Genomic DNA, 13,133 nt, shown 5'->3' with positions numbered 1-13,133 from the left:
CATAGCTTTGCACAGGAGATATTGCATGAACGCCAACCCGAAGTTCCTTTCCGCCGACGCTCACGTCGATGAAGCCGCCGTCGCGCCGCTGCCGAATTCCCGCAAGGTCTATGTGACCGGCTCGCGTGCCGATATCCGCGTGCCGATGCGCGAAATCTCGCAGGCCGACACGCCCGACAGTTTCGGCGGCGAAAAGAATCCGCCGGTCTATGTCTACGACACGTCGGGCCCGTACTCGGACCCGGAAGCCAAAATCGATATCCGCGCCGGTCTGCCGGCACTGCGTCAGGCGTGGATCGAAGAGCGCGGCGACACCGAAGCGCTGACGGGCCTGTCGAGCGACTTCAGCCGCGAGCGCGCCGCCGACACGGCGACCGCCGAATTGCGCTTCCAGGGCCTGCACCGCACGCCGCGCCGCGCGATCGCCGGCAAGAACGTCTCGCAAATGCACTACGCGAAAAAAGGCATCGTCACGCCGGAAATGGAGTACATCGCGATTCGTGAGAACCAGCGCCGCGCCGAGTATCTGGAAAGCCTTAAGACGAGCGGCCCGAACGGCGAAAAGCTCGCCGCGATGATGGGCCGCCAGCATCCTGGGCAGGCGTTCGGCGCGAGCGCGTTCGGTCCGAATGGCCTCACCGAAATCACGCCGGAATTCGTGCGCGAAGAAGTGGCGCGCGGCCGCGCGATCATCCCGAACAACATCAATCACCCGGAAAGCGAGCCGATGATCATCGGCCGCAACTTCCTCGTGAAGGTGAATGCGAACATCGGCAACTCGGCGGTGACGTCCTCGATCGGCGAGGAAGTCGACAAGATGACGTGGGCGATCCGCTGGGGCGGCGATACGGTGATGGATCTGTCCACCGGCAAGCACATTCACGAAACGCGCGAGTGGATCATCCGCAATTCGCCGGTGCCGATCGGCACGGTGCCGATCTACCAGGCGCTGGAAAAGGTCAACGGCAAGGCCGAAGACCTGACGTGGGAAATCTTCCGCGACACGCTCATCGAGCAGGCTGAGCAGGGCGTCGACTACTTCACGATTCACGCGGGCGTGCGTCTGCAATACGTGCCGCTCACGGCCAAGCGCATGACCGGCATCGTCTCGCGCGGCGGTTCGATCATGGCCAAGTGGTGTCTCGCTCATCACAAGGAAAGCTTCCTGTACGAGCATTTCGAAGACATCTGCGAAATCATGAAGGCGTATGACGTGGCCTTCTCGCTCGGCGACGGCCTGCGTCCCGGCTCGATCTACGATGCCAACGACGAAGCGCAACTCGGCGAATTGAAGACGCTAGGCGAACTCACGCAGATCGCGTGGAAGCACGACGTGCAGACCATGATCGAAGGCCCCGGCCATGTGCCGATGCAACTCATCAAGGAGAACATGGACCTGCAACTGGAATGGTGCGACGAAGCGCCGTTCTACACGCTCGGACCGCTGACCACCGACATCGCGCCGGGTTACGACCATATCACCTCGGGCATTGGCGCTGCGATGATCGGCTGGTTCGGCACGGCCATGCTCTGCTACGTGACGCCGAAGGAACACCTGGGCTTGCCGAACAAGGACGACGTCAAGACCGGCATCATCACCTACAAGCTCGCCGCGCATGCCGCCGATCTGGCGAAGGGCCACCCGGGCGCGCAGGTGCGTGACAACGCGCTCTCCAAGGCGCGCTTCGAATTCCGTTGGGAGGACCAGTTCAACCTCGGCCTCGATCCGGACAAGGCGCGCGAATTCCACGACGAAACGCTGCCGAAGGATTCGGCCAAGGTCGCGCATTTCTGCTCGATGTGCGGCCCGCACTTCTGCTCGATGAAAATCACGCAGGACGTCCGCGAGTTCGCCGCGCAACAGGGCGTCACCGACGACGAAGCGTTGAAGAAAGGCATGGAGGTGAAGTCGATCGAGTTCATGAAAAAAGGCGCTGAGATTTATCAGCGGCAGTAAGGTTCGCACGCGGGTCGCGTGTTTTCGCGGTGCAGTCCAAGCCGCCACTCGATCCGCCAATCTTTGCATTGCAGCACCGAAGCCCGCCACTGGCGGGCTTTTCCGTTTACGGCTTCCGGGCACGTCGCATGCTAAAGGCAGGGAAACATTTGATTACGAAACCGACAGTTCGTTGACAAGCGCAAACATCTGGATACGGGCTGCGGCGATACCATCAAATGCAAGGAAGGTGTCGTTCCAACTACAACTACCGGAGTCAGCATCATGAAATCGATTCGTCAAATCGGCACGCTCGCGGCCATCGTGGCAGTCGTGGTGAGTCTTTCCGCGTGTGAAGGCATGAGCCGGCAAGGCCGCGATACGGCTATCGGCGCGGGCTTGGGCGGCGCCGCGGGCGCGGCGATCGGCGGCAATGCGCTGTCTACGATCGGTGGCGCAGCGGCGGGTGGCATTATCGGCAATCAGGTCGGGAAGTAAGCGGACGGCAGGTCGTAGCGCGATCCATCACATGACACGCACGAGGGGCGAGCGAAGCTCGACCCTCGGCGAGTTGGACACATCACTCATAAGCGCAACGCGCGCGACATGCGTTTTATGCTCGGGTTCATGCGGGTCGTGAATGGCGCTGCAATGGGGTGAAATAAGCCGTTACTGTTTTGCAATCCGGTCGGCGTCGCAGCAGCGTAAGCTGGTACCGTGACGCCCCAATGGCGGCGTTCGATTCAACCAGGAGCGCGTCATGAAGTCCCGCCTCATCAACACGGTGTGTGCGATCGGCCAGCGGTTGCCGCTGCGGTTTTCCCGTTCCTCCTTCCCTCGACTCTCATACACCGGCATGGCGCTTGGCGGCATGGCCTGCGCCCTCACCCTGTCCGGTTGCTACTACCCATACGGTTATTATCCGGCTGGCTATTACCCGTATTACGGCGCCGTGCCCGCGGCGGGTACGCAGCAGGCCGTGCCGATGGGCCAGGACGCTTCATACCCCGCGCAGCAGCAACAGGCGCAGGGTGGTCAGCAGAGCCCGCCTCCCACCTACGCGGTTGCCGCCCCGCCCGTGTATGTGGCGCCCGCACCTGCCTATCCGGTCTACTATCCGCCGCCGGTCTATCCGGCTTATTACGGCTATCCAGGCTGGTATGGTCCCTCGGTTTCGATCGGCTTCGGTTTTGGTGGCTACTGGGGTGGCCACGGTGGAGGCGGCGGGCACGGTCATGGCCATGGGCACTGACGCGTGCCGGCGCGTTTCGACTCATTGACGGTCTTGCCGTGAACTGCACGGCAGACCCTGCAGCACGCCGCCCCGCCGCGCTTCGCGCATGCTGCCTCACGCAAGCGCAACGCGGGTTCCCAGCCCTCGCCCGCTTCGCCCGCAGTTTCTTCTTGACGCAGCCCGACCGGGTTCTATGCTTGGGAAAGCCCCACCCAGTACCTGTTTAAATAAGCGATCCGGCCCGGCCCGCACGTACCGCCGACGCCCATCCGTCCTGCCAGAGCGACGCGTCCCATAAAAAGAAGTGCCGCGTCGAGTTCGAACAACAACGAAGGAGACGCGATGTTCCATCAACTACTCACCCCTGTCGGCAATTCGCTATTGCCATCGTTCCTGGTCGCGGCCTTACCGATCATCGTCGTGCTGCTCCTGCTCGGCTGGGCGCGGCGGCCGGCATGGCAGGCGTCGCTCGCGGGCCTGATCGTCGGCTTGATCGTGGCGATCTTTGTCTGGCAGTTTCCGGTGGGACTGGCGGTCGATTCGGTCGTGGCCGGCGCCGTATTCGCATGCTGGCCGGTCATGTGGATCGTGTTCGCGGCGATCCTGCTGTACAACATCTCGCAGCGCTCAGGGCGCTTCGCGGCCTTTCGCATGTGGATGATCGACAATCTGCCGAACGACCGGCGCGTGGTGCTGGTGGTGATCGGGTTTTCGTTCGGCGCGCTGCTCGAAGGGATCTCCGGCTTCGGCACGCCGGTCGCCATCACCAGTTCGTTGCTGATTCTGCTCGGCTTTCCCACGCTGGAAGCGCTCACCTTCACGCTGATCTTCAATACCGCACCAGTCGCCTTCGGCGCGCTCGGCGTGCCGATCACCGTGCTCGGCGCGGTCACGCACCTGCCGGCCGATTCGCTCGCCAAGATGGTCGGCCGCCAGTTGCCGTTCTTCGCCTTTCTACTGCCCTTCTATGTGATCAGCGTCTATGCGGGCTTTCGCAACATGCTGAAAGTGTGGCCGGTGCTGCTGGTATCGGGCGCGAGCTTTGCGCTGACGCAGTTCGTCGCCTCTAACTACGTGAACTACAGCCTGACCGACGTGTTGTCGTCGATGGTTTCGCTCATTCTGACGATCGCCTTCCTGCGCGTCTGGCGGCCCGCGGTTGACCCGAAATTCGCGGTCAACATCGACCGTGTCGGCGAGGTGCGCGGCAAGATCGGCGGCGGCCAGGGCTGGTATCCGTGGATCATCGTGTCGGTCGTGGTGATCGTCTGGACGGTGGCGAAAATCTTCCTGATCGGCGACGTCAAGGTGCCGTGGCCGGGGCTCGACAAGGCCGTCTTCATCACGCTGTACAACACGCCGTACGGCGCGGTATGGGACTTTCAGCCGCTCGCGACCGGCACCGCGATTCTCGTTGCCGCGCTCATCACCACCTTCGTGGTCGGCCTGAGCGCGCGCGAGTTTGGCGCGGCCATCGCCGACACGTGGGTGCAAACGCGCATCGCAATCCTGACGGTAGCGACCATCGTCGGGCTCGCGTATCTGATGAACTACTCGGGGCTCACCTACACGCTCGGGCTGGGCGTCGCCTCGGTCGGACCGTTCTTTCCGCTGGTGTCGGCGTTCCTTGGCTGGGTCGCGGTGTTCCTGTCCGGCAGCGATACGTCGGGCAACGCCCTGTTCGGCAATCTGCAGGTGGTGGCGGCCAATCAGTTGAATCTCAACCCGATCCTGATGGCGGCGACGAATTCGTCGGGCGGCGTGATGGGCAAGATGATCTCGCCGCAAAACATCTCGACCGGCGTGGCCACCACCGAGCTTAAAGGCAAGGAAGGCGTGGTGTTCGCCAAGACGTTCAAGCATTCGATTCTGTTGACGGTGCTGCTCGGCGTGCTGGTCTGGCTACAGCAGAATTTCCTGCAGTGGATGATTCCGCACTGAGGGGGTGGCGCTCGTTCCGGCGGGATTGCGTACCGAGGGCGTGGCGCTCTCGTACTGGCGAAATTCCGTACCGAAGGCGTGGCGCTCGTACCGGCGGGATTCCGTACCGAAGGCGTGGCGCTCGTACCGAGGGAATTCTGTACTGAGGGCGTTGCTTACGGTGGGAACGACACGCTTGGAATACTACGCACTGAGACGGGTTTCGCCAAGTCGCGCCGGGTCGCGTCTGGTCGGCTCAAGCAGCTGGCCCGGCGCGCCCGACCCGCGCTTGCGCCGCATGCACACCACCCCCGCCAGCGAGCCATCGACCGCAAAATAATTCACGACGCTCAAGCAGACACCATATCCTGCCTGAGCCCCTCCCCTCCATCACACCGTCCTGATCGCAATTTTTCTCACATCAGCGTGAGAATTGCTCGTTTTGCGCACGCCGCCCTTACACTTACGATCACGACTATCAGACGCCTTTCATCTCCCGGATCTTGCCGTTTCATTCCAGCCTGAAACGTTTCGCACGATTGCGCTGCTACGATGCGCGGGCGTCTCGACTCAACCGCGCGAGGCGCCATCCCGATGAATGCCAAGAACCTGCTGCAACTGCTGATCCTCGCCGCCCTATGGGGCGCGTCGTTCCTGTTTATCCGCGTCGGCGTCACCGACTTCGGCGTCGCACCGTTGATGGCGCTGCGCGTCGGCATCGGCGCGGCGTTTCTCGCCGTCGTGCTGATCGCGCGACGCCCGCTACGCCAATCCGCGACCATCCTGCGCACGCGCGCCTTCCCGCTGCTGGTGGTCGGCATCCTGAATTCGGCGGCGCCCTTCTGCCTGTTCGCCTACGCCGAGTTGACGCTGTCGGCGGGAGTCACCTCCGTGATCAATGCGAGCACGCCGCTCTGGGGCGCGCTGGTGGGCTTTCTCTGGCTGCGTGACCGGCTGAGCGCGCTGCGCACGCTCGGGTTGGTGATCGGCTTTCTCGGCGTATTGATGCTGGTCTGGGATCAGATCGCTGCGCCGAACGGTACGACCGCGACCCCGCTCAGCACCGCGCTTGCGGCCGCCGCGGCACTCGGCGCCACGCTGCTGTACGGCGTCGCAGCCAACTACACGAAGCGCCACCTGACCGGCGTCGACGCGCTCACCGTCGCGACCGGCACCATGACCGGCGCCACGATCGTGCTGCTGCCGCTCGCCGTGATCTACTGGCCGGCGGCGCCGGTCTCGCTCCACGCGTGGGGTGCGGTGATCGCACTCGGCGTCGCGTGTACGGGGGTGGCGTATATGTTGTTCTTCCATCTGATCGCGGTGGTCGGACCGGCGCGCGCGATTACGGTGACCTTCGTGATTCCGATCTTCGGCATTCTGTGGGGCGCGCTGTTTCTCGGCGAAAGCGTGTCGCCCGGCATGCTCGAAGGTTGCGGCGTGATCCTGGTCGGCACCGCGCTGGCCACGGGCGTTATCAAGCGTCTGCCGTGGATCGGAACGCGCCGCGCCGACACCTGACATCCGCTTCGTTGCGCGCGACGCTCCCCGGCGTCGCCGACCCACGCATTCTTCCCGCAGTCCCGCCATCCCGCCGCCGCGGCGACTCCCAAGCGCAAAAAAATAGCCCGCACTCCACAGGAGTGCGGGCGAAACCGTCGCCCTACGAGGATAGGCGACGGGGCCACCGAGGCCGCGCGTCATCGCGCAGGCCATCATCGGGCTAGGCATCGGTTCGTCGGCCGATGCTGGAATGGTCAGAATTCCTTGATTGATTCGTTCGCTGGACGACTCGCCGCAAACCCATGTGGGGCAAACCAATCCGGTTTCACGCCCTGTTAAAAGCAGCTTGTGTGCCAGCTTGCCAAGCGACTGCAGCCAGTCACCGCAAACGGTTGATTCTTATTGAATTTATTCGCGACGGAGAGTCGACAGGGCGCGGCGGAAAGAAGGTTTGGAAAGTTACGTCACCGGCGTAACGTCACGTTACATGCGGCCGCACGAGGTGCCACCGCATCATCCCCGCCGCGGGCGGCGGGACGCGATTCAGGGCGGTTCAAAGGATCCGCCACTTCGAACGCCGCGCTGCCGTCTGGCGGACTCGCGGGCCGGTTGGCCGCTGCGACTCCCTCGGGCCCAAGGCTGCGCCACACACGAGCGCCAGGACGAGCAAGCTCGCCGCCCACATCCAGTAAGGCATCACGTCGAACATGGCCAACTCCCATTGAATTCCGGTTCGTACCGGTATCCTGGAAGCAAAGCAAAACACATGCGCGCGTTGGGCGATCGCTTTCGAACCGCGGGTTGCGCGCGGGTTGCGTAATATCCGGCCGTAAAAAAACCCGCCCGGGTCGACCCCGGGCGGGTTTCATACAGCGTTCCAACTTGCCGAGTCTTAGTGCAACTGGTCGGCCATCAAACTCATGATCTGCTTGGCTTGCGGGCTTTCATCGATCGAGCCCTTGTCGTCGACGACGGCCACGCGCGTCTGGTTAGGCGTCACCGCGCGCACGTTCACGAGATACTGCTTGGCGACTTTTTCCTTCTTGCCGTGGAACACCTGGCTCCAGAAGCCCTGCTCGGCCGACGTCATATCCTTCGGATCGACGTAGCGCACGAAGTACAGGCCACGAGTCAGATCGCGGTCGTCGACCGTGAAGTTGCTGCGGTCGAGCGCGAGGCCCACGCGCAACCAGGCGCGGTCATACGGCTCGCCGAGCGTGAGTTCCGTGGAGGAAAACTGCGCCGAGGTATTGTTCGCAGAATCCGCATCCGGCATAGGCTGCTGCGCGGACAGCGCGACGTTTTGCGCCGCCGTGGCCGCAGCCGCCGACTTCGCACCCGCCGTAGCAGCGTTAGGCGCGGTTTGCGCACCGGCCGGCGACAGATCGGCGCTTTGCGTGCCGCCCGACCTCGTGCGCGAATCGGCCAGCGCGAGCGCTGCCTGGAGGCGCTTCAGATACTCCTGTTCGAGCCCCGGATCGTTCGGCTTCGGCACCCAGGTGCTCGAATCGTTATTCGTGCCGGTGAGCGCCTCACGCATGCCCTTCTGGCTGATGAACACGTAAGTGCCGCCGTTGGGCGCCGCTTCGAGACGCGTGCGGTACTTGTTGCGCTCCGAAGTCACATAGCTGTTGCCCATGGCCTTGGACAGCGTGTTGCGAATCAGGCCGTCGTTGATCTGCGCGTGGGTTTCGTTCCAGTCGGTTTCCATCACGCCCTTGTCGCGCTGGTCGACCACCAGCAGGAAACCCTGCTCCTGCCAGAAGCGGCGGATTTGCGCCCATGCCTGCTCGGGCGCCTTGTTGTCGATGACGAGCCAGCTTTCCGTGCCGTCGCGCTGGATATGCATGCCGGCGACCGGCGGCACCACCACGACGGAATTGGCCGACGGCGCCTGGGCCTGGACCTGCTTGAGCGTGGACAACGAGGTTTCGCCGCCCTGCGGGGGCAACGAACGCTGATCGGCCGTCTCATCAATCATGTTCGGCGGTACGGCAAGTGACACCTGCTTCGATTTCGAGTCGCTCTTGTAGTCGATTTTGGTCGGCGACGAAGTACTGCAGCCGGCGACCAGACCGCCTGCCATCAGCATTACTGCAAACCGCTTGGTAAGACGAAGATCAGTCATGTTCGGGGAATCCTTCCGCTACGCCACGGCAAGTTTCCGTGGATCAACCCGACATTTTACCGATCCCGGCGGACTGTGTGCAAAAAGCCGGGTTTGCCTGTGAATTGAGCAGCGCGCGCCGCGCGTGAAACCGCCCTGGATCGACGCGTGGGAAGAATACGCCATCCGCTTGCCTGGCGAATTTTGACTGCGTGCGAGAGCGTGGTTTTCGCACCGGAAAGCGGCTCGCAGCGCGGCAGATTTAACAATCGCCCACACTTCCCAAGCACCTGTCAGACACACCCTAATTACTCGTCAGAACATTGATTCGACGGCCTTTTCCGAGACCGTCGCACGATCAATTTTGAGACCTCAAAAATCGTCGAGTGCCGCTTCTGGTAACGGTCACAAAACCCCGGTGATATCTTGAAATGGACATCTCAAAAAGCCTTCGAGAGCGCCGACCAGGAGACCGATCGTCATGCCATTGCCCACTTTCACACCCAGCCTCGCCGTCTACGCACTGGCGGCTGTCATGTCGTACCTCAGCGCCGATGCACGCGCCCAATTGGGCGGCGCCATGCCGGCTCAAGCGGATTCGAACGCGAGCGCGCCGCGCCTCTTGTTGAATGGAGCACTGCGCATGCGCACGCTGACCGACGCGGGCAACACGACCATCAACGAATACGCCACGAACACCGGCCAGATCATCGCCTACGCGTGGCAGGGCCCAACCATGCCCGACCTGCGCGCACTGCTCGGAAAGTACGCTGACTCGTATCGCGCGGGCGCGCAAGCGGCGCCCGCGGACGCCAATCTGCACGTCTCGCGCGTGGCACGGCCGGACGTGGTCGTGGAATCCGGCGGACCGATGCGCGGCTACGTGGGACGGGCATGGCTGCCCGCCGCGCTGCCGCCGGGCGTCACCGCCGACGATTTCCAGTGACGCAACGCATCAGGACTCCGCTTCCACCCATGCTCCCGACGCCATGAAACCCGCCCTTCGCCTATACGCCCTGCTCCTCGTCTGCGCCGCCTTCTCGGGGTGCGGCGGCGGTGGCGGCGGCACGCCGGCCACGACTTCCCCGAGCGGCGCCGCCGCTCCGGCCAGCGGCCCGAGTGCCGCCAGTGCGCCGTCGGCCGCCGCGCCGCCCGCCACGTCGAGTTCCGGCACCAGCGGCTCCGTGCCACAGTCGAATACGCCGAACGTCCAGCCGATCATGGTCACGAGCGCGCCAGGTCTGACGCGCAACATGTTGACGACGAGCGTCACCGTCTGCCAGCCCGGCACCAGCAACTGCGCGACGATCGACAATGTTCAGGTCGACACCGGCTCGCACGGCTTGCGGATTCTCGCGTCCGCACTGCCGGCGAGCCTGCCGTTAGCGGCAATCGCAGCGGGCGCCGGGATCGCGGGCGAGTGCGCGGTGTTCGGCGGCGGCTACACGTGGGGCGCGGTGCGCAGCGCGGACGTGCGCATGGCCGGCCAACTGGCCGCGTCGATCCCGATCCAGACGATCGCCGACCCGGCGCTGCCCGCCGTCCCCGCCGACTGCGCCGGCTCCGGCCGCGCCATGCAGACGGTGGCGGGCCTGCGCTCGAACGGCATTCTCGGCGTCGGCCTGTTCGCGGCCGACTGCGGCAGCGGCTGTGTGAATGCGGCGCTGCCGCGCTGGTACTACAGCTGCAATACTGGCGGTACGGGCAGTACGGGCAGTACGGTCAATGCGGGCGACGCGTGCCAGCCGAGTACTCAGGCGCTCGCGCAGCAGGTAACCAATCCGGTCAGCCGCTTCGCGCTCGACAACAACGGCGTGGTGATCGACCTGCCGGCCATCGCCGACGCCGGCGCGGCCAGCGTATCGGGTTCGATGATCTTCGGCATAGGCACGCAGGCGAATAACGCGCTCGGCGGCGCCAGCGTCCTCAAGGCGAACAGCGTGACGGGCTACGTCGTCACCACAAGCGGCGGTCAGACGTTTTCGCAAAGCTATCTCGATAGCGGCTCGAATGGGCTCTTCTTTCGCAATACGCAGTTGCCACAGTGCGGTTTCTGGTACTGCCCGTCTTCGGTACAGGCCGCGAGCGCCGCGATCACGGGTACGGATGGCGCGTCGAGCACGGTGTCGTTTGCGATCGGCAATGCGAGCGCGCTGTTCGCGTCGGCGAATAACGCATTCAATAACCTCGCCGGCGTGGCCAGCAACGGCTTCGGCTGGGGCCTGCCGTTCTTCTTCGGGCGACGCGTCTTTACGGCGATCGCCTCGCGCGAGACGTCAGCGGGCCCGGGTCCTTATTATGCGTTCTGAGCTTCCGAACAGGAGGCTTCTTTCGGTCCAGAAAATTCCCAAACTCGTCGACCGGACAGATTTGATATCCATTGGCTGCGATAATTCTCGCATCCGGCTAGCTCGCTTCCAATTAGTTAGCCATGCAAATTCTGGAATTATCGGCAGATGGAAGAACCCACTTTTTCGCTCGATCACTTCGAGCAGCTCGTTTATACGCAACAGCACGTCAAGGCTGCGATCCAGTTCATTGCCGCGCTAGCGCTCCTTCAGCAAAAGCGCGGCAAGCTGGACGGCAGCTTTCTTGCCTCGGGCATCGCCGATCTGCCGCCTGACGAGCAACGCCAGCGCTTCTGCACACGCCTTGCGAGCGCGGCTTCAACCCTGTTCGCCGACCCGGCGTTCAAGCTTCCGCACGAGTGCTTCAGGCTGCTGCTGACATTGCACGAATGGGTCGGACTGGTCTTCTCCTCCACCCCATTCGGCAACGCGGACCACGTGGCCCGCAACCTGAATCCGCGTGGTCCGGATAACGCCCAGTTTCTGCCCGGCGACAGCTTCGCCGAGAAACTCTGCGTGCTCTATTCAACGGAATCCGAATTTGAACTCGATTTCGCCGCGCTGTGGGCGTACAACAAATCCCTCGCCGCCTGTCTCGCCCTCGTGTTGCTTGCGCCGGTCTTCAAGGGCTCGGCGAGCGCGCATATCAAACGCGAGGCGCTGATGGAATGGCTGCCCGGCAAACTGCAGCAGATCGACGACCTCGACGACCTGCCCACCGCCCTGCTGCATAACGCGTATATGTTCTGCAGCTACGCGGACACGCCGCGGCGGCATGAGATCAAACGCGACATCAACGCACTGGTGCGCCGCAAGCTGGATCAATTGGGACTGACCGACCTTCCCGCGTCGCAGCTGGCCCGCGCGAAAAACCGCAAGCAACGCGGCAAAAAGCCGCTCATGGTGGTCGTGCTCGAGTGGTTCGGCGGCGCCCATTCGATCTATCGCACGCACTCGCGCACGCTCGAAGCCGCGCGCGAGCATTTCGAGGTGGTGGCCTTCAGCTTCGGCTATGCCATCGACGACATTGGGCGTGCGGTGTTCGACCGTTTCATCGAACTGGAAGAGCCCGAATATCTCGGCGAATGTCTGAAAACGATTCGCGACTTTGCCGAGGCGCAACAGCCCGACGTGCTCTATATGCCGAGTGTCGGCATGTTCGCGCTGACCGTGTTCATGTCGAACCTGCGCGTTGCGCCGCTGCAGATCGCCGGGCTCGGCCACCCAGCAACGACTCACTCCGACAAGATCGACTATGTCAGCGTAGAGGAAGATTATGTCGGCGATCCCCCCTGCTTCAGCGAGCGTCTGCTGAAACTGCCGAAAGACGGGCAGCCGTACCGGCCGTCGGTAGCGCTGCCGGACATCGTCGCCGAGATGCCGCCCTCGCGCGACACGCTGGAGGTCGTCATTACGGCCAGCGCCATGAAGCTCAATCCCGGCTTTCTCGAAGCGTGCCGTGAGATCGGCGCGCGCGCCGCGACACCGGTCGAGTTTCACTTCATGAGCGGCGTGCCCGCCGGTTTGCCGCTCGAGCGTATGCGCGAAGTGATCCGCGAGGCGCTGCCGCGCGCGGTCGTCCACGGCTTTCACGATTACGCGGACTACCTGGCCCGCGTCAATCGCTCCGACCTTTTTCTCAGCCCGTTTCCATTCGGCAATACCAACGGTATTGTCGACGCGCTCACGCTGGGTTTGCCCGGCGTCTGCAAACACGGGCCGGAAGTGTTCGAGCGGATCGACGGCGCGCTGTTCAAACGCGTGGGTATGCCGTCGTGGACTACGGCAGAGAGCGTGGAGGATTACATTGCCGCCGCCGTGCGGCTGATCGACGCGCATGGCGAGCGCGCCGCCTTGCGGCAGCGGCTGATCGACACACGGGCGGTAGATCGTTGCTTTGAAGGGCGGCCGCAGGCGTTCGGTGAAAGCGTGCTGCGACTGGTGCGGGATAAGCAGCGCCACCGCGAGGAGGCGGTGGTTTGAGGTTTGTCGTGACTTGCGGCGCGTTGTAGTTTGAGGCTTGCCTTCGGCTTGAGGGTTGCCTTCGGCTTGAGACTTGCCTTCGGCTTGAGACTTGCCTTCGGC

Annotated in this window: 10 protein-coding genes; 8 read left to right on the top strand and 2 right to left on the bottom strand. The window is 63.5% G+C overall.

The window, feature by feature from the left end; translation table 11 throughout:
- Positions 1-25: 25 nt before the first annotated feature.
- The 5 genes from thiC (at position 26) to AC57B1_RS36670 (ending at position 6,611) form a co-directional block, all read left to right on the top strand.
- Positions 26-1,957 carry a phosphomethylpyrimidine synthase ThiC gene (thiC, locus tag AC57B1_RS36690; RefSeq protein WP_408347480.1) on the top strand — a complete coding sequence of 644 codons (1,932 nt, stop codon included), beginning with the start codon at positions 26-28 and terminating at the stop codon, positions 1,955-1,957.
- 264 nt (positions 1,958-2,221) lie between these two features.
- Positions 2,222-2,434: a YMGG-like glycine zipper-containing protein gene (locus tag AC57B1_RS36685; RefSeq protein WP_091792782.1), complete on the top strand. Its 213-nt coding sequence runs from the start codon at positions 2,222-2,224 to the stop codon at positions 2,432-2,434.
- Positions 2,435-2,696: 262 nt separating this feature from the next.
- On the top strand, positions 2,697-3,188 hold the full coding sequence (locus AC57B1_RS36680) for a hypothetical protein (RefSeq protein WP_091792781.1): 492 nt from the start codon (positions 2,697-2,699) through the stop codon (positions 3,186-3,188).
- A gap of 324 nt (positions 3,189-3,512) precedes the next feature.
- A complete protein-coding gene (locus AC57B1_RS36675; RefSeq protein WP_408184601.1) occupies positions 3,513-5,111 on the top strand; it encodes an L-lactate permease in 1,599 nt (532 codons plus the stop codon).
- A gap of 573 nt (positions 5,112-5,684) precedes the next feature.
- Positions 5,685-6,611 (top strand): DMT family transporter, encoded by a 927-nt coding sequence (locus AC57B1_RS36670; RefSeq protein WP_496420142.1) that lies wholly within the window; start codon positions 5,685-5,687, stop codon positions 6,609-6,611.
- An 874-nt stretch (positions 6,612-7,485) separates the two neighbouring features.
- On the opposite strand, the gene bamC is transcribed toward AC57B1_RS36670, so the two are convergent.
- Positions 7,486-8,721: an NlpB/DapX family lipoprotein gene (gene bamC, locus AC57B1_RS36665; RefSeq protein ID WP_496420141.1), complete on the bottom strand. Its 1,236-nt coding sequence runs from the start codon at positions 8,719-8,721 to the stop codon at positions 7,486-7,488.
- A gap of 514 nt (positions 8,722-9,235) precedes the next feature.
- Between bamC and AC57B1_RS36660 the strand changes: the two genes are divergently transcribed.
- The gene (locus AC57B1_RS36660; RefSeq protein ID WP_408347834.1) at positions 9,236-9,646 is read left to right on the top strand and encodes a DUF2844 domain-containing protein; all 411 of its coding nucleotides are present in this window, start codon (positions 9,236-9,238) and stop codon (positions 9,644-9,646) included.
- 9 nt (positions 9,647-9,655) lie between these two features.
- Here the strand turns inward: AC57B1_RS36660 and AC57B1_RS36655 are convergent, their stop codons facing one another.
- Positions 9,656-9,955 carry a hypothetical protein gene (locus AC57B1_RS36655; protein ID WP_496420350.1) on the bottom strand — a complete coding sequence of 100 codons (300 nt, stop codon included), beginning with the start codon at positions 9,953-9,955 and terminating at the stop codon, positions 9,656-9,658.
- On the opposite strand from AC57B1_RS36655, the gene AC57B1_RS36650 reads away from it, so the two are divergent.
- Both AC57B1_RS36650 and AC57B1_RS36645 read left to right on the top strand, forming a co-directional pair.
- Positions 9,921-11,009, top strand: a complete 1,089-nt coding sequence (locus tag AC57B1_RS36650; protein WP_496420140.1) for a DUF3443 domain-containing protein — start codon at positions 9,921-9,923, stop codon at positions 11,007-11,009. The two genes, AC57B1_RS36655 and AC57B1_RS36650, sit on opposite strands and share 35 nt — an antisense overlap.
- Before the next feature lie 147 nt (positions 11,010-11,156).
- Positions 11,157-13,031, top strand: a complete 1,875-nt coding sequence (locus AC57B1_RS36645; RefSeq protein ID WP_496420139.1) for a glycosyl transferase family 1 — start codon at positions 11,157-11,159, stop codon at positions 13,029-13,031.
- Positions 13,032-13,133: the final 102 nt, after the last annotated feature.

The sequence above is a fragment of the Paraburkholderia sp. BGA-UO-ETr-F21 genome (assembly GCF_059567925.1).
This window is presented reverse-complemented; position numbering and strand designations above follow the sequence as displayed.